General features: G+C 61.0%; 20 protein-coding genes and 2 tRNA genes. 2 read left to right on the forward strand and 20 right to left on the reverse strand.

Annotated elements, in window-relative coordinates:
* Positions 1 to 92: 92 nt before the first annotated feature.
* From dmsD to RDW26_RS03890, 4 genes are all read right to left on the reverse strand, one after another.
* Entirely contained in the window at positions 93 to 764 is a 672-nt protein-coding gene (gene dmsD / locus RDW26_RS03875; RefSeq protein WP_307982603.1) for a Tat proofreading chaperone DmsD, read from the reverse strand.
* 93 nt (positions 765 to 857) lie between these two features.
* On the reverse strand, positions 858 to 1715 hold the full coding sequence (locus tag RDW26_RS03880) for a DmsC/YnfH family molybdoenzyme membrane anchor subunit (protein ID WP_307982604.1): 858 nt from the start codon (positions 1713 to 1715) through the stop codon (positions 858 to 860).
* Between the two features lies 1 nt (position 1716).
* On the reverse strand, positions 1717 to 2337 hold the full coding sequence (locus RDW26_RS03885) for a 4Fe-4S dicluster domain-containing protein (protein WP_294415711.1): 621 nt from the start codon (positions 2335 to 2337) through the stop codon (positions 1717 to 1719).
* 27 nt (positions 2338 to 2364) lie between these two features.
* Positions 2365 to 4785 (reverse strand): DMSO/selenate family reductase complex A subunit, encoded by a 2421-nt coding sequence (locus RDW26_RS03890; RefSeq protein ID WP_307982605.1) that lies wholly within the window; start codon positions 4783 to 4785, stop codon positions 2365 to 2367.
* Between the two features lie 393 nt (positions 4786 to 5178).
* Between RDW26_RS03890 and RDW26_RS03895 the strand changes: the two genes are divergently transcribed.
* Entirely contained in the window at positions 5179 to 6960 is a 1782-nt protein-coding gene (locus tag RDW26_RS03895; protein WP_307982606.1) for a helix-turn-helix transcriptional regulator, read from the forward strand.
* 47 nt (positions 6961 to 7007) lie between these two features.
* Here the strand turns inward: RDW26_RS03895 and RDW26_RS03900 are convergent, their stop codons facing one another.
* From RDW26_RS03900 to RDW26_RS03960, 13 genes are all read right to left on the reverse strand, one after another.
* Positions 7008 to 7643: an ElyC/SanA/YdcF family protein gene (locus RDW26_RS03900; RefSeq protein ID WP_307981288.1), complete on the reverse strand. Its 636-nt coding sequence runs from the start codon at positions 7641 to 7643 to the stop codon at positions 7008 to 7010.
* Between the two features lie 188 nt (positions 7644 to 7831).
* Complete coding sequence (gene leuS, locus RDW26_RS03905; protein ID WP_307982607.1) at positions 7832 to 10405, reverse strand: leucine--tRNA ligase; 2574 nt, start codon at positions 10403 to 10405, stop codon at positions 7832 to 7834.
* Positions 10406 to 10718: 313 nt separating this feature from the next.
* On the reverse strand, positions 10719 to 12011 hold the full coding sequence (gene eno, locus RDW26_RS03910) for a phosphopyruvate hydratase (RefSeq protein ID WP_307982608.1): 1293 nt from the start codon (positions 12009 to 12011) through the stop codon (positions 10719 to 10721).
* A 289-nt stretch (positions 12012 to 12300) separates the two neighbouring features.
* Positions 12301 to 13068: an energy-coupling factor transporter transmembrane component T gene (locus RDW26_RS03915; RefSeq protein WP_307982609.1), complete on the reverse strand. Its 768-nt coding sequence runs from the start codon at positions 13066 to 13068 to the stop codon at positions 12301 to 12303.
* Positions 13069 to 13190: 122 nt separating this feature from the next.
* Positions 13191 to 13679 carry a 50S ribosomal protein L17 gene (rplQ, locus tag RDW26_RS03920; RefSeq protein ID WP_042436918.1) on the reverse strand — a complete coding sequence of 163 codons (489 nt, stop codon included), beginning with the start codon at positions 13677 to 13679 and terminating at the stop codon, positions 13191 to 13193.
* A 12-nt stretch (positions 13680 to 13691) separates the two neighbouring features.
* Positions 13692 to 14642 (reverse strand): DNA-directed RNA polymerase subunit alpha, encoded by a 951-nt coding sequence (locus tag RDW26_RS03925; protein ID WP_042436921.1) that lies wholly within the window; start codon positions 14640 to 14642, stop codon positions 13692 to 13694.
* 27 nt (positions 14643 to 14669) lie between these two features.
* Positions 14670 to 15266: a 30S ribosomal protein S4 gene (rpsD, locus tag RDW26_RS03930; protein WP_042436924.1), complete on the reverse strand. Its 597-nt coding sequence runs from the start codon at positions 15264 to 15266 to the stop codon at positions 14670 to 14672.
* A gap of 19 nt (positions 15267 to 15285) precedes the next feature.
* Positions 15286 to 15684 (reverse strand): 30S ribosomal protein S11, encoded by a 399-nt coding sequence (rpsK, locus tag RDW26_RS03935; protein ID WP_042436927.1) that lies wholly within the window; start codon positions 15682 to 15684, stop codon positions 15286 to 15288.
* A gap of 16 nt (positions 15685 to 15700) precedes the next feature.
* Positions 15701 to 16069, reverse strand: coding sequence for a 30S ribosomal protein S13 (gene rpsM, locus RDW26_RS03940; protein ID WP_042436929.1), 369 nt, complete (start codon positions 16067 to 16069; stop codon positions 15701 to 15703).
* Positions 16070 to 16090: 21 nt separating this feature from the next.
* The gene (rpmJ, locus tag RDW26_RS03945; RefSeq protein ID WP_006363204.1) at positions 16091 to 16204 is read right to left on the reverse strand and encodes a 50S ribosomal protein L36; all 114 of its coding nucleotides are present in this window, start codon (positions 16202 to 16204) and stop codon (positions 16091 to 16093) included.
* 100 nt (positions 16205 to 16304) lie between these two features.
* Positions 16305 to 16523, reverse strand: a complete 219-nt coding sequence (gene infA, locus RDW26_RS03950; protein WP_042436934.1) for a translation initiation factor IF-1 — start codon at positions 16521 to 16523, stop codon at positions 16305 to 16307.
* 378 nt (positions 16524 to 16901) lie between these two features.
* Positions 16902 to 16975: transfer RNA gene (locus RDW26_RS03955), tRNA-Gln, on the reverse strand.
* Positions 16976 to 17012: 37 nt separating this feature from the next.
* A tRNA-Lys gene (locus RDW26_RS03960) sits at positions 17013 to 17088 on the reverse strand.
* A 143-nt stretch (positions 17089 to 17231) separates the two neighbouring features.
* Between RDW26_RS03960 and RDW26_RS03965 the strand changes: the two genes are divergently transcribed.
* The gene (locus tag RDW26_RS03965) at positions 17232 to 18152 is read left to right on the forward strand and encodes a LysR family transcriptional regulator (RefSeq protein ID WP_042436936.1); all 921 of its coding nucleotides are present in this window, start codon (positions 17232 to 17234) and stop codon (positions 18150 to 18152) included.
* A 115-nt stretch (positions 18153 to 18267) separates the two neighbouring features.
* Here the strand turns inward: RDW26_RS03965 and RDW26_RS03970 are convergent, their stop codons facing one another.
* The 3 genes from RDW26_RS03970 to RDW26_RS03980 form a co-directional block, all read right to left on the reverse strand.
* Positions 18268 to 19785: an IMP dehydrogenase gene (locus RDW26_RS03970; RefSeq protein ID WP_307982610.1), complete on the reverse strand. Its 1518-nt coding sequence runs from the start codon at positions 19783 to 19785 to the stop codon at positions 18268 to 18270.
* 196 nt (positions 19786 to 19981) lie between these two features.
* On the reverse strand, positions 19982 to 21388 hold the full coding sequence (locus RDW26_RS03975) for a sodium-dependent transporter (protein WP_307982611.1): 1407 nt from the start codon (positions 21386 to 21388) through the stop codon (positions 19982 to 19984).
* A 140-nt stretch (positions 21389 to 21528) separates the two neighbouring features.
* Positions 21529 to 24846, reverse strand: a complete 3318-nt coding sequence (locus tag RDW26_RS03980; protein WP_307982612.1) for an ABC transporter ATP-binding protein/permease — start codon at positions 24844 to 24846, stop codon at positions 21529 to 21531.
* Between the last annotated feature and the right edge of the window lie 23 nt (positions 24847 to 24869).

Genomic DNA, 24869 nt, shown 5'->3' on the forward strand with positions numbered 1-24869 from the left:
CAGCACTGCTCGACGCGAAACGCGCATAACACCCGCATGGTCCGGCGCGTCAGCCTGCAGCGATGCACCGGACCAAACGATTCCCTAGTATTTTAACGATAGAAGCGAGGCACAACGACCTCCAGCCCCAACATCTCCTGAACGCCGTCCAAGCTTGCGCGCGTCAAACGAGCAAGCCCTTCATAGAAAGGATGCTCGGCGGCATCGGCAAACTCGTCCAGGAAATGTCCCGCCCACGTCAGGAAGTGAAGGCTTAGGAACTCGTCCAGGTCGGCGGGCCGATTCTGAGCAAGCCACGCCATAAGGGCGAGCATGAGCCCGATATGATCCTCCGGCGTTTTCTCGTCAGCGGTTCGCGCAACGCCATGTTCGCGCATCCATGCGCGCAGCTCAAGGGTGGTCGCGCCGAACACCACGCACTCGCGATCGGTGTATACCGAGCCCCACGGCGGCGCCGGTTTTACGCCCGGGCCGATGAACAAACGGCAATACTCCCACGTCAGATCATCGTCTGCGACAAAGGCGCCGCCCTCTCCAGCAGAGCAGCTCGGGGCCAGGCCCTCAACCATCATGCCCAAACAGCGAGCGGCCTCCCCTTCGCCGACGAAAGGCCATTCCGCGCCAGCAGTCTGTGCATCAAGCGCAGCGACCGCCGCAAACTCGGCGCCTGCAGCGCCCGTACGCGGGTCCTGCAGGAAAAACGGGGCCAGCGTGTTCCCCAAAAACGCAACGCCCTCAAACGTCGCAGCATCAAGATCCGTCATGCGATCCTCTCCTTATCGCTTAAGGCATCCATCATAAGGCAAAGGGCGCGCCCGCAAACCGGACGCGCCCCGAAAAGCATCAACCCTCAGCGGTTAACCGATGTACAGGCCAACGCTCAGCTGCACCGCATAGAACGCCAGGCGGGCGGCGAACACGCCCACGATCGCCAGCACCGGAGCCGCAGCGGCAAGCGCCGTGGACTTCGAATTACGCAGAGCCATGAAGGCGGCGGCTGCGGCAACGACCATGCACACCACGCCGATCCACATGGGAGCGGAGGCGGCGGCGACCAGGTCCGCGCCATCGACCAGCGCATTGCCCATGCCGGACACGCTCATGACCTGCACCAACAGGCCGACAACACCAAGGACCAGGCCGACGACCAGCACCGCCAGAGCCGCCATCTTGAAGCCGCCCTTCGCAGCGTCCTCAAGCGCACCGGACAGCGCGAGCACGAGCACGCCCAGGCAGATGCCGCCCAGCAGGCTGAAGCCCAGCACGGCAACCGGAACCATGGGGGTGTTCCAGGAAGCGATGGTCTCCATCATGTAGGCAGCGCCCGTGAAGCACGCGAACACGACAGCCATCACGGCCACCACGGCGGCAAAGCCCTTGCGAGCACCCTCGCCAAGCTTGCCGGCGAGCGCCACGATCCAGTACACGATAGCCAGCACGGCGAACACGACGCCGGCAAGCAGCTCGTTGGACAGCGGGCTTGCACCCAGGCCGGCAAACACGCCGAACGCGTGCATGGGACTGGCCAGGTGGAAGAACGCGCAGACGAAGCCGGCCACCAGCACGACGACCGGGATGGTGGTCATGCGGTCGATCTTCTTCAGCTGCTCATCGGAGAACTTCGTGGTGAAGAAAGCCACAGCCAGCGCGATGAACGCACCTGCGCCAATCGGCGCCAGCGTGGTGAACAGAGCCAAAGGCAGCTCGGCCATCATGCTACATCACCTCCAGGGGATTCACGACTTTGCCGTCCTCCGCGCCTGCAGGCAGGGCGTCAGCGGAAGCCTTGATGTACAGATTCGGTTTCGTGTAGGTGGGCTCGGGCAGGGGCGCGATGTTCCCGCGCTCGCCCAGCTTGGCCATTTCCTCGATCGTGCCGAAGTCCAGCGCGCGAGCCGGGCACGCCTCCACGCATACCGGCTTCTCACCTGCGGCGACGCGCTCGGCGCAGCCGTCGCACTTCACGCTGTGGCCCTTTTCGCGATCGACCTTCGGCGCGTTGTACGGGCAGGCCATGTGGCAGTAGCCGCAGCCGATGCACTTGTCGGCGTCCACGGACACCAGACCGGTTTCGGGGTCTTTGTGCATTGCGGTGGTCGGGCACACCTTGGTGCACGCCGGGTCATCGCAGTGGTTGCACGACATGGACAGCGGATAGCTCACGCAGCTGCTGACGACGCAGCCGTTCGCATCGCGCTCGGTCGTGCCCAACGTCACCTCGTACACCTTGCGGAACGCGGTGCCGACGCTCAGGTCCTTGAAATCCTTGCAGGCCATCTCGCAGGTTTTGCAACCCGTGCAGCGAGTGCCGTCGAAATGAAATGCATATCGAGTCATCTCTTACTCCTCTCGTACTCGCTGCCTTTAAGCCTTCACGACTTCGCAGATGTTGGAATGCTGCGGATTGCCCTTGGCCAACGGGCTCGGGCGATGCGTGGTCAGCGTGTTGATGCAACCGCCCTTGTCCAGTCGGGCCTTGGGATCGGAAGAGGACATATCCGCGTTATGCCAAGCACCCTGGGAAATGGCGACCATGCCCGGGATAACACGCGGCGTAACCTTCGCCAGCAGCTCGATGGTGCCGAACTCGTTCTTCACATGGACGGTGTCGCCCTGCTTGATGCCGCGAGGCTCCGCATCTGCCGGATTGATCCAAGCCTCCTGCGGGTTGACCTCCTTCAGCTCCTCGATACCGCCCCAAGAGGAATGCAGACGACCGCGATAATGGAAGCCGCCCAACGCCAGCGGATACTCGTCGGTGGTTGTTTCCACGCCATCCCATTCGGGGATGTACGCGGGAATCGGCGCCAGCGTGTTCAGGCATGCAAGCGTATCGCCGTCGGTCAGCTCCCAGCCTTCGGTATCTTTCAGCAGCTTCTCAGAGAAGATCTCGATCTTACCGGAAGGCGTGGTCAGCGCGTTGGCCTCGGGATCGTCGCGGAACTTCTTCATGGAGATGGTGGGGGCGTATTCACGCGTGTACACGCCCATCTTCACCGCCTCGTCCCACGTGGGCAGCTCCTCGTCCTTCTCGCGGGACTTCTCGTACAGCTCCTTCATCCACTCGAGCTCGGTCTTGCCTTCGGTGAACTTGTCTTTGATGCCGAACTTGTCGGCGATAAGCTCGCACATTTCGTAGCAGGTCTTGCGCTCGTACTTTACGGACGTAGCAGGGGTGCCGGTGATGACATAGCCCCAGTTCGAGCCCGTGGCGATCTGCGAGTTCTGCTCGAAGCGGAACATGTCGGGCAGGATGACGTCGGAGTACTTCAGGGAATCGGTCATCACGATGTCGATGCCCAGGATGAACTCGCACAGCGACTCGTCCACCAGGATGTCGTGCGCGTAGTTGATGTCGCCATGCTGATTGGTCAAGCAGTTACCCGCGTAGTTGATCATGTACTTGATACCGGTGTTCAGCTTGTCGACGTATTTCACGCCCCAGTTCTTGGCCGTCATGTCCGCGCCATGCTTGATGGCGTCGGTCCACACGAAGCACGAGATGGAGGCTTTCACCGGATTGGTGCCCGCCGGCAGGGACTGCAGCGTCGGGCTGTTGCGCGCCTCGCGGCAACCGTTGTTGGTTCCCGCCAAGCCAACCTGGCCGACCAGGCATGGCAGGGCCATGATGGACCAGGACGTCCACTCGCCGTTGCTGCGGCGCTGCGGGCCCCAGCCCTGGCAGACGAACAGCGGCTTGGTAGTGCCGATCTCTTCAGCCAGCTCCTCGATCGTCTTCTCGGGGATGCCGGTGACCTTGGCAGCCCACGCCGGCGTCTTCTCCACCTTGTCGTAGCCCGTGCCCATGACGTAATCGAAGTAGGACATGTTCTTGCCCTGGTACGCCTCAGGCATGGTCTGCTCGTCAAAGCCCACGCAGTAGGTGTGCAGGAAGTCCATATCGCACATGTCGTGCTGAATCAGGTAATGGGCGATACCCGCGACCAACGCGGCGTCGGTGCCGGGATTGATGGGCAACCACTGGTCGGAATGACCCATGATGGAGTCGTTCATGCGAGGGTCGATCACATAGATCTTCGCACCGGTCTTCTCGCGCAGCTGGACCCAATCGTAATGAGTGGTCAGACCGCCCTGGCGCGTTTCGGTGGGGCTGGTGCCGAACATGAGGATGAGCTTGGCATCCTCGGCGTTCTTGAAGGAGCTACCGCCATTGTTCTTGGAGCCGTACATGTAAGGGGTGATGGCCGTGATCTGGGCAGTGGAATAATCGCCGTAGCGATTCAGGCTGCCGCCCAGCATGTTCAGCAGTCGATTGAACGGACGAGCCGTGGTTGCGGAAACGCCGGTAGCATACGGCAGGTACACAGCCTCGTTGCCGTACTTCTCGATAACCTCTTTGAGCTTCGTGGCCGCCAGATCGATAGCCTCATCCCAAGAGATGCGCTCGAACTTGCCCTCGCCGCGCTTGCCGACGCGCTTCATGGGGTAGTTGATGCGATCGGGATGGTTCATCCAACGACGATACGTACGGCCGCGCAGGCACGCACGGGGCTGCGGGTCGTCGAACCCGGCGTCCTTGCTCGTGCAGGTGTCCACCCACACAACCTCATCGTCCTTCACATGGAACTTCAGGCTGCAGCGGCCCGGGCAGTTGATGGCGCAATGGCCCCACGTGATCTTCTCCTCGGACTCCGCGAGCGCCGGCTCGGTTGCGCCGAACAGGTTCGCGCCCGTTGCAGCGGCGCCGCCGACGGCGGCCAGAGCACCCAGCGCACCCGTCGATTTGACGAACGTGCGGCGGTTCATGCTTGGCATGTCTTGCATTGCCTCCCCCTTCATTCTTTCCTTTTCGCCTCTGTCGAAACGGCGGCGCTATCGCGCGCCGCGACACGGCTTCTTCCTTTCGCGGCATGAACGCCGCGTACCACCCTTGCTTGCTGGATTCGGGCTCGTCTACCCTCCAAGCGCGGATTTGGTGATGAGACCTTATCGCCTTACCCGATCCACCGTGTCACATAAAACGTGCGAATTTCGCGTTTGCCCAGTTCACAGGCTATCACCCATTACAGTATGTGACAGCCTGAACCCGATTGCGCGCTATACTGTTTTCAGTAATCGATTTCGCATTCTTGCTATGCAGCGGCGAAATCGCGCAAGGGAGAAGAGCGCTCGATCGTCCGCCGCCGGCACTTTCAGGCAGGCGAACGGCGGCGCCCGATGACGAGGATCTCTGTGGCACGCACACGCATTTCCAACATAGCCCACACGTTCAAGCCCAACACCGCATCGCTTGGATACGCGCTCTTTTTGGCCATCAACGCAGCCGGCGTATGGGGCGGCGTGTTCCCGTTTCTGCCCATGAACTTCCAAACCCCGGAGGTCATGTTCTGGTTCTTCTTGATGCAATCGCTCGTGTTCTCGCTGTGCTATTTCGCTAGCGCCATCGGAGTGTACTACCTTCCCGGACCCACGCGCCGATTCATGGTGATGCTTGCCAGCGCGCCATATCTGCTTGGCTGGTGCTGCCTTATCGGAGCGATTTATCTGCATGGCATCGCTCAAGCATTGGTGGTCGCCGGCGGCTCGCTTCTAGGCCTTGGGTCAGCTGGCTTCTACATGCTGTGGCAGCGCCTGTTCGCCAGCTTCGACGCAGACCATGGCAACCATGATCTGATCCTTGGCACCGCCTATGGCGCCCTTCTATATTTCGCGCTGTATGCCATCCCGCAAGCCGTGACCGCATTCCTCATCCCACTGGTGTTCATGCCGCTGTTCGCGCTCGCCATCGTGCTGAAAAGCCGGCACATCGACTTGAAGCAGCCCATGTTCGAGGATGTTCCGCGCGAGCACCCGAACGTGTATAGGCGTGTGCTGCGCGATTACTGGCGCAGCGCCTTGTGCGTCGGCGCCATCGCATTCTGCACCGGCGTCATACGATCGCTTGCCATCGGCGAACCGCGAGTCGGCAGCCTTGTGAACCTGCTGTCGATGACGGGATGCCTGGTTGCGGGCATCGGCGTTTTGGTGCTCTGGCAGTTCAAGAACGTGAGAATGAACGTCGCCAACGCCTACCGCATCGCCTTCCCGTTGCTCATCACCTCGTTCCTGGTTCTTCCGTTTTGCAGCGGCGGTTATGCGCGATGGCAAGCCGCCATCCTGTATGCGGTATACAGCGTGGCCATCGCGCTTATGATGATCCAATGCGCACAAGCATCGCGCGACCGAGGCATCAACCCCGTGTTCATCTACGGCTTCTTCGCCGGCATCGTATACGCGTTGCATGATGTCGGGTTCCTTGCCGGCACGTTCGCCGAGCAGATCCGCGTCATCGGCATGCAGCCCGATGCCGTCGTCGCGCTGGTGGCGGTGTATTTGCTCGGTCTCATGTTCTTCATCGGCCAGGGCGGCTTCAAGCGAGCATTGGCCGCAAGCCAAGCAGAGGATATCGAGCTCGTCGCTGGCATGCCTTTGCAAATCGCCGATATCAACGAGCGCCAAACCGACCTCGATGAGGCCGAACCGGAAAGCGAGGCATCCCCGGCGGCAAACGCCGGATGCGCGGGCCCCTGTCCTTTCAACATGCACGATACCGGCATGTTCGAGATGAGGCCCATCGTCATCGCACGGGCGGAAAACGAGGGAGCCCTGACCGTCGAAGAGCCCGCAATGGCGCCCGACAACGCCCCCTTCCCGACGGACGCCGCCAAACTCGAGAAACGCGACCACGCCCGCAGCTCCGATGTACCCAACTATCAGGATCGCCTATCGAAGCAGGCAGCGCTGGTTCGGCAGCATTACCGCCTATCCGCACGCGAAACCGAGGTCATGGAGCTTATCGCCCGAGGCAACACCGTGGCGCGCATCGCCGAGCAGCTGGTGGTTTCGGAAAACACCATCCGAACCCACAGCAAGCGCATCTACGCCAAGCTTGACATCCATAAGAAACAAGAGCTCGTCGACCTGCTGGAAACGTTCAATCCGAAAGACCTGGAAGATTAGCCCCCCTGAACGGACGATGGCCGCGCGTTCCGCGCGGCCATCTTGCTTCAGTTCGTCACATCCCCGCTTTGATCAAGGCTGATCGCTTCGCCGACATACGTTGACGGCACACGGAAGAGCGCCTTGAAGAAGTCCTTCGTGCGCGCGGGAATCTCGCGGATATCATACTGCAGCTGTTTTTGGTACTCGTGATAGTCGCTGGGAACGCCCTCGGCTTGCATTCCCAGGCTTTTCGCAGACCACAGCGCGCGATACAGGTGATACGTCTGCGTGGCAACCACGATGCGCTCGCACCCGAACACGTACTTCGCCCGATACATGCTCTCATACGTGGAAAAGCCCGCATGATCGCAGAAGATGTCCTGGCTCGGCACGCCTTGCGCGATGGCATATTGCTTCATCGCCTTCACCTCGTTGTACGAGGCGGTACCGTTGTCACCGCTCATGATGATCTTCGGCGCCACGCCCGCGAAGTATAGCGCGATGCCATCATCCAGGCGATCGGCCAGAATACCCGAAGGCGTTCCGTCCGGCAGCACCGATGCCCCGAGCACCACGATGGCATCGGCATTGCCGATACTGGCCTTCTCGGGGGTGACGATGGACCCTTTCGAGCCCACGATGGTCACCACGTTCGTAATGGCGAACACCGCCACCACGGCCAATACCGCCGCCAGCACCATATCAAGCACCCGCCTCAGGCATCCCTTTTGTTTCTTCGAGCTACTCATAGGAGACTGACAATAGCAAACGGCGAAACCCCACGGCAAGCGTTTCGCCGGAACGGCGCAACAACGCCACCGAAACCTAACCCCGAAAACAAAACGACCCGGAGCATCCTCCGGGTCGTTTCGACTGCAATGTCAGCGTTCTACTTCGCCACGATGTTCACCAGACGGCCGGGCACCACAACGACCTTCTTCAGGTCCTTGCCCGCCACCGCGTCCTGCACGGCCTCGAGCGCCACCGCCTTCACGGCCTCCTGATCGGCGTCCGCGGCAACCGTGATGCGGGCCTTCACCTTGCCGTTGATCTGCACGGCAAGCTCGACCTCGTCGTCCTTGGCCTTCTCGGGGTCGAACTCAGGCCACTCCTGCGTATGGATCGAACCCTCGCAGCCCAGCGCATCATGCCACAGCTCATCGGTCATATGCGGGCAGATGGGGGCCAGCAGCCTAACCAGCACGTTGGCGACCTCGGTCGCAAGCGCCTGCTCATCGGCGGATGCGGCACGCTGCTCCGGACCGACCTTGCGCAGATAATCGCCGATGGCGTTCACCAGCTCCATGATGGCGGCGATGGCGGTGTTGAAGTTGTTGCGATCGAAATCGTCCACAACCTTGCCCGCAACGCGATGACGCTCGCGCAGCAGCACCTTGCGAGCCGCTGCCGCCTCGGCATCGGATGCGTCCGGCTGATACAGCGTGTCCTCATCAGCCTTGCCCATCAGGTCGTACACCATGCGCCACACGCGGTTGAGGAACTTGTGCATGCCGGCCAGGCCGTCCTCGTTCCACTGCAGCTCCTTATCGGGCGGGGCCATGAACAGGATATAGGCGCGCACGGCGTCGCAGCCGTAGCCCGCGATCATCTCCTCAGGGGAGATGACGTTGCCCTTGGACTTGCTCATGACGTCGCCGTGCTCGTCGAGCACCATGCCCTGGCACAGCAGGTTCTTGAACGGCTCGTCAAAGTCCAGCATGCCCAGATCGCGCAGCACCTTCGTGAAGAAGCGGCTGTACAGCAGGTGCAGGATGGCGTGCTCGATGCCGCCGATGTACTGGTCGACCGGCATCCAGCGGTTGGTTTTCGCGCTGTCGAAAGGCAGCTCGGTGTTGTGCGGGTCGGTGTAGCGCAGGTAGTACCAGCTCGAGCACGTGAACGTGTCCATGGTGTCGGTCTCGCGACGAGCCTCGCCGCCGCACTTCGGGCACGTGCACTTGGCGAAGCCCTCATGCGTTGCCAAGGTTTCGCCAGCGGAAAGGTCGATGTCCTCGGGCAGGCGCACCGGCAGGTCCTCTTCCGGCACCGGCACCAGGCCGCACTTGTCGCAGTAGATCATCGGGATGGGGTTGCCCCAATAGCGCTGGCGGGAGATCAGCCAGTCGCGCAGACGGAACTCCACCTTGCGCTTGCCGCGGCCCGCAGCCTCCAGGTCGGCGACGATGGCCTCCTCGCCCTCGGAGTGCTTGCCGCCCGTAAGGCCGGTGTACTTGCCGGACTGGACCAGTCGACCCTCGGCTTCCATGGCGCTATCCCAATCGACGCTGGCTACCACACGGCCCTGCTCGTCTTTCAGCTGCTCAAACAGCGGGTCGTCGTCGCCCAGGATGATGGGGATGATGGGCAGGTCGTATTTCTTGGCGAACTCGAAGTCGCGCTGGTCGCCGCACGGCACGGCCATAACCGCGCCGGTGCCGTAATCAGCCACGATGTAGTCGGCAACCCACACGGGCACCTTCTCGCCGTTGATGGGGTTCACCACATAACGACCGGTGAACGCGCCGTGCTTCTCCTTGTTGCCCTGCGCGCGCTCGACGGCGGTGATCTTCTTCGCGTTCTCGACCACCTGCATGACCGCAGCCTCGTACTCCGTGCCCTCGACCAGGCCCTTCAGGATGGGGCTTTCCGGGGCAAGCAGGAAGAAGCTGCAACCGAACAGGGTGTCGGCACGCGTGGTGAACACGGTGATCAGGTCGTCTTCCGTGGGGCTCTCGGGTGCGTTGCCCTGCTTGTCGCACAGCGTGAACTTCACTTCGGCGCCCTCGGAGCGGCCGATCCAGTTCGCCTGCATCTGCTTGACGCGCTCCGGCCAGCCGTCCAGCTGATCCAGGTCGTCCAGAAGCTCCTGCGCGTAATCGGTGATCTTGAGGTACCACTGCGTCAGGTCGCGCTTCTCGACGGCGCTATGGCAACGCCAGCACTCGCCCTCGGTGACCTGCTCGTTGGCAAGCACCGTCTGGCACTTCGGGCACCAGTTCACCGGCGAGTTGCGGCGCTCGACCAGGCCGCGCTTCCAGAACTGCAGGAAGATCCACTGACCCCAGCGGTAATACTCGGGGTCGCATGCCACGACGGTGCGGTCCCAATCGTAGGAAAGGCCCATGCGCTTGAAGCTGGCCTTCTGCGTCTCGATGTTGGCGTAGGTCCACTTCGCCGGATGGCTGTGATGCTTGATGGCCGCATTCTCAGCCGGCAGGCCGAACGCGTCCCAACCCATGGGATGCAGCACGTCGAAGCCGCGCATCTTGGAATAGCGGGCGATGACGTCGCCGATCGTGTAATTGCGCACATGCCCCATATGGATGTCGCCCGACGGGTACGGGAACATCTCGAGCACGTACTTCTTGGGCTTGGCATGATCTTCCGTGACCTTGTACAGGTCGGAATCTTCCCAAGCCTTCTGCCAACGAGGTTCGATCTCGTGAGGGTTGTACTGTTTCATCGTCCATCTTCCTTGGCTGACGCGGTAATACACATAGGGTTCATTGTAGCAGCCTCGCGTTTTCACGAGGGGAAAAAGCGGCAACATCCCAGGCAAGGAAAGCCGAGCGGGCTCCTGGGGAAACCTCATCCGGTTTTTGCGCCGGTATCGCGTGCCCGATGTCGGAAAACAACAAGCCGCCCAGGCAGCCCGAACCCGCTTGCAGCGCGCGACCAAGGTTTACCCCTGATCGCGCAAACCACAGCGGGACGACGCGCCTGAGCGGCTTGCATGTTCTACGGCGTTTGCCGATGTCGAACCGGCGATGCCCCGGTTAACGCTTGATGTTGTAGAAAGCGTTCTTGCCGGCGTACTGAGCCTGGGAGTCGAGTTCCTCCTCGATGCGCAGCAGCTGGTTGTACTTGGCAACGCGGTCGCTACGGCACGGAGCGCCGGTCTTGATCTGGCCGGTGTTCAAGGCCACGGACAGGTCGGCGATGGTGGTGTCCTCGGTCTCGCCGGAGCGATGGCTCATAACGCATGCGTAGCCCGCCTGCTTGGCCATCTCGATGGCATCCAGCGTCTCGGACAGGCTGCCGATCTGGTTGACCTTGATGAGGATGGCGTTGGCGCAACCAAGCTCGATGCCCTTCGCCAGGCGCTTGGAGTTCGTGACGAACAGGTCGTCGCCCACCAGCTGCACCTTATCGCCGATGCGGTCGGTCAGCTGCTTCCAGCCGTCCCAGTCCTCCTCGGCCATGCCATCCTCGATGGAGATGATTGGGTACTTCTCGACCAGCGCGGCCCAGTAGTCGACCATCTCGGCGCTGGTCAGTTCGCGACCCTCGCCCTTCAGCTCGTATTTGCCGGTTTCGGCGTTGTAGAACTCGGTGGAAGCCGGGTCCATGGCGAACATGATGTCGTCGCCGGGCTTGTAACCTGCCGCCTCGCAAGCCTTCACGATGTACTGCAGGGGCTCTTCGTTGGTGGTGAAGTTGGGAGCGAAGCCGCCCTCGTCGCCGACGCCGCCGCCCAGGCCGGCCTCGTGCAGGACCTTCTTCAGGGTGTGATAGATCTCGGCGCACCAGCGCAGCGCCTCGGCGAACGACTCGGCGCCCACCGGCATGATCATGAACTCCTGGAAGTCGACGTTGTTGTCGGCATGCACGCCGCCGTTGAGGATGTTCATCATGGGCGTGGGCAGGATATGGCCGTTCACGCCGCCCACGTACTTGTACAGCGGAAGACCGGCGGACTCGGCAGCAGCCTTGGCGCAAGCCAGGGACACGCCCAAAATGGCGTTAGCGCCCAGAGCGCCCTTGTTGTCCGTGCCGTCCAGCTCCAGCATCACGTCGTCGATTGCGCGCTGGTCGTCAGCCTCGAAGCTGACGAGCGCGTCGGCGATCTCATCGTTCACATGGCCAACGGCATCCAGCGTGCCCTTGCCCAGATAACGCTCCTTGTCGCAATCGCGCAGCTCAACAGCCTCGAACGCGCCCGTGGACGCGCCGGAGGGAACGGCCGCACGACCGAAGGAACCATCCTCCAGCACAACTTCCACCTCGACCGTGGGGTTGCCGCGAGAGTCCAGGATTTCACGCCCGAACACATCGATGATGACGCTCATTGAATGCCTCCTCGTAGGATGTTTCCTTTTGCGCCCGGCGCCTTGCACCAGGCCATACGGGCAAATGATACCATGCCCGCCCAGACATGTGCGAACCAGCGGGCGGACGGCGAAATGGGTCTGTGCGCGGAGGCGATCGCTAGAGACCAGCGATGGCGCCACGCTCCCCATGGCCGAATATGCATAACGTGCGAAGGCAGCGGCTGGAGAATGGCGATGGCAGCGGCCTTTAGCGTGGCCGAATTCGTGTCTGTGCGCAAAGGCGGCGGCTGGAGAAGCGTCGCTACGACTAGAGCAAAAGCGCTATGACAGCAAGAAGGCCTAGACCGACTGCTAGGGCGGCTACCGAAGCGGGTGTCATACGGTATCCGCGCAGCGAGGTTCGCCTGCCACCCCGAATGCCATAGCAGCGGGCGTCCATGGCAACCGACAGCTTATCGGCTCTTCGAAACATGCCCACAAACAACGGGATGAACACAGGTGGCCAAGCCGACACGCGTTGCCACAGACCGCCGCGGCGAAACGAAGCGCCGCGCGAGAATTGAGCATCGTGGATCGCGCAGAGCTCTTGAGCCATCAAGGGGATGAAGCGGATAGCCATGCTGAACACCATGGCGATGTCATCTGCGGGCACATGCAGGGCCCGCAACGGGGACACGAACGACCGCAGCGCATCGGTAAGCGCCGTCGACGTGGTGGTGAGCACCACGATGAAGCTTCCAAGGACAAGCAAGATCATCCGAACGCCGTAGAAGCAGCCCAACGCAAAACCCACCTGGCCGTTGATTGACGCGAACAAGACGGTGAGAGCCGCCATCATGTACACGGGAATTCCCATGGCCAGCATACGGCCAAGCGGGACACGGGCCGATAGAGTAAGCACCAGGCACAGGAGTACGAGCAAGAACTGCCCGGCCCACGTTTCAACCCAGAAAACGGTTGCAGTATATGCGCACAGCAACAGCACCTTTACACGAGCATCGCAGGTGTGAACAAAGGAATCGCCGTCGATATACGTGTTAATTCGTAATTGCATGCGTGAAGTATAGCGCAGCATTCAAGAATGCTTAGGTTGCAAAGCATGTCGAAGATGAAGCCAAACGCATGCCCACAAGCAAATCGCCCCAAAAAGAAAGGACCCCGAAGGGTCCTTTCAAAATAGCATGTGGGACAAAAAGCTTATTCAGCCTTCTCCTCAGCAGCCTCGACAGCCTCAGCAGCTTCCTCGGCCTTGGGCTCCTCGACAGCCTCGACCTTCTTCGGAGCAGCCTTCTTGGCAGCCGGCTTCTCAGCCTTCTTAGCCACCGGCTCGGTGACGAGCTCCATGATGACCATGGGAGCGTTGTCGCCCTTGCGGTTGCCAAGCTTCATGATGCGGGTGTAGCCACCCTGACGATCGGCGAACATGCCCTGCTCGACCTTCTCGAAGATCTCGCGGACCAGTTCCTTGTCGTTGCCCAGCGCGGCGATGGCCAGACGACGGCTATGCAGGTCGCCCTTCTTCGCCCAGGTGATGATCTTGTCGACATCGGGGCGGATTTCCTTAGCGCGGGACTCGATGGTCTTGATGCGGTCGTTGAGGAACAGCGCCTGCACCAGACTACGCTTCATGGCCTTGGTATGGGCAAAGTCGGTGCCCAGCTTGCGGCCCTTGTAGTTATGCCTCATGGTAGGTTTCTCCTATTGCTTCAAATTGAGGTCCATGGAAATGAGCTTGTCCTTCACTTCCTCAATGGACTTCGCACCAAAGTTCCTGATGTTCAGCAGGTCGTTCTCGGAGAACTCGACCAGCTGGCGCACCGAATGGATGCCGGCACGCTTCAGGCAGTTGTACGAGCGGACGGACAGGTCCAGGTCCTCGATCTGCTTGTCCAGCTCGGCGTTCGACTCCTGACCCTCCGGAGCGAAGATGGACGGCACTTCGCCCTCTTCCTCTTCGGGGGTGCTGGTCAGGCTGAGGAACGCGCCCATGTACTGGTTGATGATGTTGGCAGCACGGGTGACCGCATCGATAGGCTCGATGGAGCCGTCCGTCTCAACCTCCAAAACCAACTTATCGTAGTCGGTACGCTGGCCCACGCGGGTGTCGGTCACGTTCATCGTGCAACGGCGAACCGGGGAGAACAGCGAGTCGACATGGATGACGCCGATAGGATCCTCCGTGCGCTTGTTGCGCTCGGCGGAAACGTAACCGCGGCCCACACCGATGCGCACCGTCATGTCAAGCTGGCCGCCGTCGGCAACCGTGGCGATAACATGCTCGGGGTTGATCAGCGTGAACTCGGTGGGAACCTGCAGGTCCGCACCGGTCACAACGCAGGGGCCCTCGGCAGAAACATGAGCCGTGGCCTCTTCCACGTCGTCATTGAGAGCCGAGAAGACCAGGCCCTTGACGTTCAGGACGATATCGGTGATATCCTCGATAACGCCTTCGGCCGTGGTGAACTCGTGCTGCACACCGTCGATTTGGATGGCCGTCGCCTTGGCGCCGTCGAGAGACGACAGCAGAACGCGACGCATGCTGTTACCCAGCGTATAGCCGTAGCCACGCTCCAGCGGTTCCACGATGAAACGCGCAACAGTATCGTTGACTTCTTCCGTTGTTACCGTCGGCCTCATGAACTCTGTCATGTTGGGTAAGCCTCCTTACTAGCGCGATTACTTGGAGTAGAGCTCGACGATGAGCTGTTCGCGGATGTCGAGATCGATCTGATCGCGGGTCGGAAGAGCCAGAACGCTGCCCTGCAGCTTCTCGATGTCAACCTCAAGCCAAGCCGGAACCTGGAAGCGGGCGTTGGAAACCAGAGCGCTCTTGATGACCAGCAGTTCCTTGGACTTGTCGGCAACGGCGATCTTGTCGCCGGCCTTGACGCGGTAGGACGGGATGTCCACGCGGCGGCCGTTGACGGTGATGTGGCCGTGGGTCACGATCTGACGAGCTTCCTTACGGGTGCGGGCAAAGCCCAGACGGAAGATCACGCTGTCCAGACGGGACTCCAGGATGATCATGAGGTTGTCACCCGTGATGCCCGGCATGGACTTGGCCTTGTTGAAGTAGCCATGGAACTGCTTCTCCAGCACGCCGTAGATGAACTTGACCTTCTGCTTCTCGCGAAGCTGCATCGCGTACTCGGATTCCTTACGACGACGCTTGGGCTCGCGCTTGGAAGTCTTGGAGCTGCTGTAACCCAGCACGACGGGATCCAGGCCCAGCTGGCGGCAGCGCTTAAGAACCGGAGTTCTATTGATAGCCATAGTAAATAGATCCTTTCAGTTACACGCGACGACGCTTCTTGGGGCGGCAGCCGTTGTGCGGAATGGGGGTGCAGTCCTGAATGCTGGCGACTTCCAGACCGGTAGCCTGCAGCGAACGGATAGCCGTCTCGCGACCAGAGCCGGGGCCCTTCACGTACACGGCGACCTTCTTCAGGCCGTGCTCCATAGCCGTCTTGGCAGCAGCCTCAGCAGCCATCTGCGCGGCAAACGGCGTGGACTTACGGGAACCCTTGAAGCCGACGGTACCGGCGGACTGCCAAGAGATCACGTTGCCCTGAGGATCGGTGATGCTGACGATGGTGTTGTTGAACGTAGACTTGATATGCGCAGCGCCAACGGCAATGTTCTTGCGCTCGGAGCGCTTGATGCGCGTGCGCACGTTTTTCTTAGTTGCCACTTCTTAGCTCCCTTACTTACTTCTTCTTGCCGCCGATTTGCTTGCGGGGACCCTTGCGGGTACGGGCATTCGTGTGGGTGCGCTGACCGCGAACGGGCAGGCCCTTGCGATGACGCAGGCCACGGTAGCAGCCGATTTCCATAAGGCGCTTGATGTTCTGAGACACCTCGCGGTGCAGGTCGCCCTCCACCTTGATGTTGTTCTGGATGTAGTCGCGCAGCTTGACGAGATCCTCTTCGGTGAGGTCGTTCGTGCGCGTGTCCGGATTGATGCCCGTCTCAGCCAAGATCTTCTTGGACGTGGTCAGGCCAATGCCGTAGATGTAGGTCAAGCCGACTTCAATGCGCTTGTCGCGAGGAAGGTCGACACCAACAAGACGTGCCATAGGTTTATCTCCTCTTTCTTCCTAGCCTTGACGCTGCTTATGACGGGGGTTCTCGCAGATGACGAGGACCTTGCCATGGCGTCGAATGATCTTGCACTTGTCGCACATTTTCTTGACCGAAGGACGTACCTTCATTTCAATTTCCTTTCGGTTAATGCGGTCCTATATGTACACACCCAGCCGCAGGTGATTATTCTCGGGGACACTGGCGCGCCGGCTTGCGCGCGGGCTGAGACTACTTGAAACGGTACGTGATGCGCCCGCGGTTCAAGTCGTAGACGGACAGTTCGACCGTCACCTTGTCGCCGGGCAAGATCTTGATGTAATGCATACGCATCTTGCCGGAAATGTGGGCCAGGATTTGGTGGCCGTTTTCCAGCTCCACCTTGAACATGGCGTTCGGCAGGGCTTCGAGAACCTTACCACCCAGTTCGATAACATCTTGCTTGGTCAACGGTGCTCCTTCAAACTAATCTCGTCTTTTCGCAGCAATCCGGAATGATACCAAACTTATTGAGTTGTGTGGGGAAAATACACAAAGCACACAAGACCAGAGGAGCTCGTGGCTTTTCGGTACCTGCATGTCAGGCGTGCGGTCTAGATGCCGCGCAGCCTTCGCCGCTGAGATTGGGCGAGGCCGCCAGGTATTCGCGCATTGCGCAGCCGCCTTGTCGGCTTAACGCGTGAGAATGATTGAGATGAGATTCGCGTTCAGATTCTTGCAACTATACCCTTTTACCGCGACGCGTCAAGGGTATCGCGGGAGAAATCATGCGTTCCGACTTTTCTCAGGCAATAAAAAACCTCCCAATCGGGAGGCTGAAACGTTAAATGGCTGGGCCACTAGGATTCGAACCTAGGTAGCTGGTACCAAAAACCAGAGTCCTGCCGTTGGACGATGGCCCAGTGCATGCAAACCGCCATGGCGGCCCTGCGCAAAAAGTGGTGGGCCCTGTGGGGATCGAACCCACGACCTTGGGATTAAAAGTCCCCTGCTCTACCGACTGAGCTAAAGGCCCACTTCGCATATGCGCGGCTTTTCATTTTACCGGTGCCCTACGAAACGGTCAACGAGAAAATGGTGAATTCATCTTGCCGCCGCAATTGCAACCTCCGAGCCTTACAATTCGTTGCAACGCTATCTTTCGCGAAGGACGCAACCATGACGCTTCAACAGCTTCGTTACCTTATCGCTATTGCCGAATACGGGTCGATCAACGCCGCCGCTCAGAACCTTTACGCGTCGCAGTCGAACCTGTCCACGGCCATCAAGGAGCTTGAGCAGGAGCTCGGCATCTCCATCTTCACGCGCAGCAACCGCGGCGTGACGCTGACCAACGATGGCACCGAGCTGCTCGGCTACGCACGCCAGGTCATCGAGCAGGCGAACATGCTTGAATCGCGCTACGCCAATAAGGAAAAGCCCCAGGCGCGCCTGGCGGTATCCACCCAGCATTACGCCTTCAGCGTGGAGGCCTTCGTGAACGTGGTCGAGCAATGCGAGGGCGATTTCTTCGATTTCATCCTTCGGGAAACCACCACCGCCGAGATCATCGACGACGTGCGATCGTTTCGCAGCGAAGTGGGCATATTGTACCTGGACGCGTTCAACCAGCGCGTCATGCAGAAGGCCTTCGACGATGCCGACGTGTCGTTCTACCCGCTGTTCGACGCGGGCGTGCACGTGTTCGTGGGCGAGAACCACCCGCTGGCCGGACGAGACATCATCAAGCCCGAGGAGTTGACCGTATGGCCCCGCTACAGCTTCGAACAGGGCACCGCGAACTCGTTCTATTACTCCGAGGAGCCGCTCAGCTACGTCGAGCACTCGCGCAACATCCGCATCTCCGACCGCGGCACGCTTTCCAACCTGCTGACCAGCTACAACGGCTATACGCTTTCCACAGGGGTGCTTTCAAGCGAGATGCATACGGGCATCGTCAGCATCCCGCTTGACACCGATGAGCGCATGACCGTGGGGTACATCATGCACAACGAACGCAAGCCCTCGGAACTTTTGGACCGCTACATCGAGGAGCTGCACCGCATCATCGGGGAAAGCGAGGGCGTGACCGCTCGATAGCTGCCCCGCAAGAGCCTCGCCTCGCACAGGAACTGCGTGCGCAAAACGCCACGCAAGCAAAAAAGCCTCGCCCGGCACGAACCGAGCGAGGCTTTCGTTTAGCTAGGCGATAAGCTTAGCGCACGTTGGAGGCGTAAGGAGCCTTGTCCTTCAGCACGACGTCGTGTGCGCCGCCCTCGACGATGGAGGTGGAGCTGATGACGGTGAGCTTGGCCTTATCCTGGAACTCAGGGATGGTGAGCGCACCGCAGTTGCACATGGTGGACTTGATCTTCAGCAGCGTGACCGCGATGTTGTCCTTAAGCGGGCCGGCATACGGCACGTAGGAGTCGACGCCTTCCTCGAAGGACAGGCTCTTCTTGCCGCCCAGGTCGTAACGACCCCAGTTGCGGGCGCGGGCAGAACCCTCGCCCCAGTATTCCTTCATGTAGGTGCCGTTGACCATGACCTTGGCCGACGGGGACTCGTCGAAGCGGGCGAAGTAACGGCCCAGCATGACAAAGTCGGCGCCCATGGCCAGGGCCAGGGAGATGTGGTGGTCGTAGACGATGCCGCCGTCGGAGCAGATGGGCACGTAGATGCCGGTCTCCTTGAAGTACTCGTCGCGGGCCTTGGCCACCTCGATGGTTGCCGTGGCCTGGCCGCGGCCGATGCCCTTGGTCTCACGGGTGATGCAGATGGAACCGCCGCCGATGCCGATCTTGACGAAGTCGGCGCCAGCCTCTGCCAGGAAGCGGAAGCCCTCGCCGTCGACCACGTTGCCGGCACCGATCTTCACGGAGTCGCCGTAGTGCTCGCGCACCCACTCGATGGTCATCTTCTGCCAGTCGGAATAGCCCTCGGAGCTGTCGATGCACAGCACGTCGGCGCCTGCCTCGACCAGCGCGGGGACGCGCTCGGCGTAGTCGCGGGAGTTGATGCCCGCGCCCACGATGTAGCGCTTGTGGCTGTCCAGCATTTCGTTGGGGTTGGACTTGTGGCTGTCGTAGTCCTTGCGGAACACCATGTAGACCAGATTACCCTCGGCATCCACCAGCGGCAGGGAGTTCAGCTTGTGGTCCCAGATGATGTCGTTGGCAACCTTGAGGGAGGTGTCCTCGGAGGCGGTGACCAGCTTCTCGAGCGGGGTCATGAACTCGGAGACCTTCTCCTCGCCGGTCATACGGGACAGGCGGTAGTCGCGCTCGGTGACGACACCGAGCAGCTTGCCATGGGCAGAGCCGTCGTCGGTGACGGGCATGGTGGAGTGGCCCGTCTGCTCCTTCAGAGCCACGACCTGGTTGAGCGTCATATCAGGGGAAAGGTTGGCGTCGGACTCGACGAAGCCGGCCTTGTAGTTCTTCACACGGGCGACCATGGCGGCTTCCTGCTCGATGGTCTGGTTGCCGTAGATGAAGCTCAGACCGCCCTCGGTTGCCAAGGCGACGGCCATGTTGTCGTCGGACACGGCGGCCATGATGGCGCTGACCATGGGGATGTTGAGCGAAAGCGGGCACTCTTCCTGGCCCTTGCGGTACTTGACCAACGGGGTTTTCAGGCTCACCGACGCCGGAACGCACGTAGCAGGCGTATGACCAGGTACCAGAAGATACTCGTTGAACGTACGTGACGGCTCGTCGTAATAATAAGCCATGGGAGACGGCTCCTTCTCTCGCAACGGGATTTTCGTTGCTAGCCATTATAGTCACGCCGACGGCCCGATTGCGAGGGCGGGCCGGCAAATAGCGGAGAATGTGGAGAAACGCACGGAGAACAACGCCCGGGCAACGAAAAGGACCGCCGGTTCCCCAGCGGCCCTACCAGGTGCGATATGCGGTTTTGCAGCCTTATCAGCCCAGCCCCGCCCATTTCGCGATGATGGGGGCGTAACCCATGGCGAACACAATGAGCATGCCCACGGGGATGACGTAGGTCACGTAGCCGCGCGCCCATCGCGGGAACTTCAGGCCGCTGCCCGTGTCGGCCTCCGCCAGGAAGCCTTCCCAGCCCCAGCCGTTTTTGCGCGTGCAGAACAGCACCAGCAGCAGGCCGCCCCACGGCAGAATGTTGTTCGACACCAGGAAGTCCTCGATGGCCTGGATGTCGCCGATGCCCGGGACCGTGAGGCCCGCCAGCACGCTGAAGCCCAGGACGCAGGGCATGCTGAGCACCGCCAGCAACACGCCGTTGACCAGGCATGCCTTCTTGCGCGGCGTCCCCCACTGGTCCATGGTGAAGCTCATGATGTTCTCGAACACGGCGATGACGGTTGACAGCGCGGCGAACGTCATGAACACGAAGAATAGCACCGCCCACAGCTGACCGAACGGCATCTCGTTGAACACGCTGGGCAGCGTGATGAACACCAGGCCCGGGCCCGAACCCGGCTCCACGCCGAACGCGAAGCAGGACGGGAAGATGACGAGGCCCGCCATCAGCGCCACGAGCGTATCAAGGCCGGCCACGCGCACCGCCTCGCCCGTGAGCGTGTGGTCCTTGCCGATGTAGCTTCCGAAGATGGACATGCCGCCCATGCCGACCGAGACGGTGAAGAACGCCTGTCCCATGGCGGCGTACACGGCATCGCCGAAGGTTGCCAGCTGCTCGGCCAGCGTAGCGCCGGCGAACATCTTGCCGAAATCGGGCATCAGGTAGAAACGCAGGCCCTCGGCCGCGCCCGGCAGCGTGACCGCGCGCACGCACAGGGCCACGAGCACCACGAACAGGGCCATCATCATGACCTTCGTCACGCGTTCCACGCCCTTCTGCACGCCGGCGCGCGTGACGCCCACGCCCACGCCGACGATGATGAGCATGTACACGGTAAGCTGCACCGGATCGGCGAGCAGGCCGTTGAAGACGTCCGCCACCTGGGAACTTTCCAGCCCCACGAACTCGCCCGTGGCGCTTTTCACCACAAAGGCGAGCATCCAGCCGCCCACGGTGGTGTAGAACATCATGAGCAGATAGTTGCCGGCAAGCGCCAGCCACTTGAACGCATGCCATTTCGTGCCCGCCGGCTCAAGCTCGTCGTAGCTACGCGCAATGGAGCGCTGGCTTGCGCGACCGGCGGCGAACTCCATAATGAGGGCCGGAAGGGCGAAGATGGCCAGGAACACCAGGTACATGATCACAAACGCCGCGCCGCCGTACTCGCCCGTGATATAGGGGAATCGCCACACGTTGCCCAGGCCGATGGCGCAGCCCGCGCTCACCAGGATGAACCCAAGGCGGGTTCCGAACTTCTCGCGTTCCATTCGTCCTCCAAACCGCGCGCCGTGGCGCGCGTAACGCAGAAAGCGCCCGGCATAGCGATACGCCGGGCGCTCACAATCAACCCTTGCAGTGTAGCGGAAAGAGGGGTCTGCCGCCAGAAACGTTACCGAACGCGGTCGCCTTATTCCGACCGCAGGGCCTCGACCGGGTCCTTTCGGCTGGCGGCGCTTGAGGGGATCAGGCCCGCCAGGAACGTAAGGAGCACGCTGATGCCCACGAGCACCACCGCCGCCTGCCAGGGCAGGATGGCCACATTGCGGACGTCGAACAGCGAGTACACGATGGCGTTGGCAGGTATGCAGGCAAGCGCGGTCAGTCCGATGCCGATGACGCCGGCCGTGAATCCCACGATGATGGTCTCGGCGTTGAACACGCGGCTGATGTCGCCCTTGCTGGCGCCGATGGAGCGCAGGATGCCGATCTCCTTCTTGCGCTCGAGCACGCTGATATAGGTGATCACCCCGATCATGATGGAGCTGACCACCAACGAGATGGCCACGAACGCCACCAGCACGTAGCTGATCATGTTCACAATGGTGGTGACCGAGCTCATCAGCGCGCCCACGATATCGGTGTAGCTGACAACCTTGCCCTCTTCGCCGTTCGACTCCATGCGGTCGTTGTAGCTGTCGAGGATGTCGATGACGTTTTGCTTGCTGGGGAAATCCTTCGGATAGATGTCGATGCTGGCAGGTTTGGCGTAATCGGCCCAGCCCAGCTTCTTCATGTTGTTGTCGTAGCTGGACTGCTCGGTGGACATGAGGCTTGCCATGAGCTCGGCAAGCTCGTTCTCGTCCATGTTCATCTGGAAGGCGTCGGCGAACGCGGACTGGTCGATGCCCATAGCGCTTGACATGTTACCGGCGAGCCTGGTCATATACGAGTTCATCGCGGCGGACACCTGCTGTTGCATCGCACCTGCGAACTGGGTCATCACCTGCGACATAGCGCTTTGCATATACGTTTGCATAGCGGCGCCGAGCTGCGTTTGCAGCTGCGAGGAGATCGCCTGCGTCAACGCCGGGAGCAGCTGTTGCTGAATCTGCTGACCGATCTGCTGCGAAAGCTGATCGCGCAGCTGCTGCTCGATCTGGCCCGACATGCCGCTGAAATCGATAGAGCCGGCGATGACTTGCTGCATGGCGGCTTGCGTGGCGGGATCGGCCAGATACGCCGCTACCGCCGCATCGATGCCGCCGCCCGCATATTCCGGATGCGCCGCCAGCCACGCGGGGTATCCCTGCACGATGCCCATGACGCCGGCGGTGAGCGCGTCGGTTTTGATGGTGGGCTGCACGCCGTCGAAGCTGATGTCCAACCCGCTGAAGTCGAGGTTCAGCTTGCTCATATCGATGGCGCTCGGGTCGATGCTGATAGAAGACGCATCGAAGGCGGGCAAGCTGGAAAGATCCAGATTCATGCCCGATAAATCCATGCTAGCACCCAGATCGGCGCCCTGCAGTCCCGCGGTCAGCGCGCTCTGATCGAACGTGAAGGCGCTCTGCAGCTTCTGCCCGTCGATGGTGAACAGGCTGGACATGTCGAAGCCGTTGCCGTTTTTCTGGTCGCTTTCCTCATCGGCGAACGATTTGCCCGTGATCACGTTCGTTGCCGGGTTCGCCTTCTGATCCTGCACGATCTGGGTGTTCCCCGCCTGGTCGATCAGATGGTTCACCAGGCTAGAGGGGTAGTACAGCCCCGTTTGCAAGGAGGTGATCTTCGCGCCCTCCTTCGGCTTCACGACGCCCGCGATCCTCAGCGTTTCCCCGTTGTCCACCAGGTTCCTCATGTAGGCATCGTCGCCGGACTTGTCCTTCCACACGCCGTACTCGTCATCACGCTGATAGAAATCGGCGGCGTTCACCAGCTTGAAAGTGACGCCCATCAGGTCGTCGTAGGAAAACGACAGGCTATCGCTCGGCGCATTGACGGCTTCCTCGTTGGCGAAGGCGCGCACCATGCTCTCGAGCTCGGCATGATCGCGCAGACCCATGGAGTAGAGCATGAAATCGCTCACGCTGCCGCCCGGAGTGAGCACCAGCACGACCTCGTTGTAGCTTTCAGGCCAATGACCTGCCATAACGTCGTATTGACCCTCGACCATGCCCATATTGTCGGGCAGCTTGTAGAAGATGTTGGTGCTCATCATCGACGACATGATGCCGTTCGAAGCTGTAGAGGAGCCCAGACCGATGCTGGCGAACGACTTGTCCGGGTTCACCTGATGCACGGTGCCGGATGTATCGGAGCTGAAGATCTGCGGCGTGACGTTGTAGCTGTACTCGATGGAGCTCACGTACGGCTCCACGCCCGATTCGCCCGAGTCGAAAAACTCCTTCAGCGACGCCAGGTCGTTGCTGCCGATGCTGTCGAACGTGCTCGCGATCATCTTCGATTCGTGCACGGGCTTGTCCGAATCGCCATCGGAGGAGTCGTCCTGAGCTTTCTCCGCCGATGAACCCTCCGTGCCGCTGCCCAGCCCCATCATGCTGGTCATGTCGAACCCCTGGTCCTGGATTTGCAGCGGATATTCGGAAAGCGTCTCCTCCTCCACGTTGGCGATATAGCTGTTCACGCCGTTGGCCAGCGACAAGATGGCGGCGATGCCGATGATGCCGATGCTGCCCGCGAACGCCGTCATGAGCGTGCGGCCCTTCTTCGTGAGCAGGTTCTTAAACGACAGGGAGAGCGCCGTGAGGAACGACATGCTGGTGCGACGTGCCTGCTTGGCGGCGCGGCGCGGGCTGTTCTCGGCCGCCGGGTCGAACGGGCGGGTGTCGTCGCGGATGACGCCGTCGGCCAGGGTGACGATGCGCGTGGCGTAGCGCTGCGCCAGCTCGGGGTTGTGCGTGACCATGATGACCAGGCGGTCATCGGCGATCTCGGTGAGCAGGTCCATGATCTGCACGCTGGTCTTGGAGTCGAGCGCGCCCGTGGGTTCGTCGGCCAGCAAGATCTCGGGGTCGTTGATAAGCGCACGAGCGATGGCGACGCGCTGCATCTGGCCGCCGGAGAGCTGGCTGGGCTTTTTGCCCACGTGCTCGGCAAGCCCCACGCGGCCGAGCGCCTCGACGGCGCGCTGGCGACGCTCGGCGCGAGACACGCCGGAAAGCGTGAGGGCCAGCTCGACGTTTTCCAGAATGGTCTGGTGCGGGATAAGGTTGTAGGCCTGGAACACAAAGCCGATGCGGTTGTTGCGGTACGCGTCCCAATCGCGGTCCTTGTACTCGCTTGTGGACACACCGTCGATGAGCAGGTTTCCGTCGTCGTAATGGTCAAGGCCGCCGATGATGTTGAGCATGGTGGTCTTGCCCGAGCCCGAAGGCCCCAGCACCGCCACGAACTCGTTGTCGCGGAAGGCCACCGACACACGATCGAGCGCGGTTTGCGTGAAGTCCGCAGTGGTGTAGGACTTGCACACGTTTATCAGTTGCAGCATGCAGCCGCCTTTCGAATTTGAAG

Source organism: uncultured Senegalimassilia sp., from assembly GCF_902464545.1.
Classification (GTDB): Bacteria; Actinomycetota; Coriobacteriia; order Coriobacteriales; family Eggerthellaceae; genus Senegalimassilia.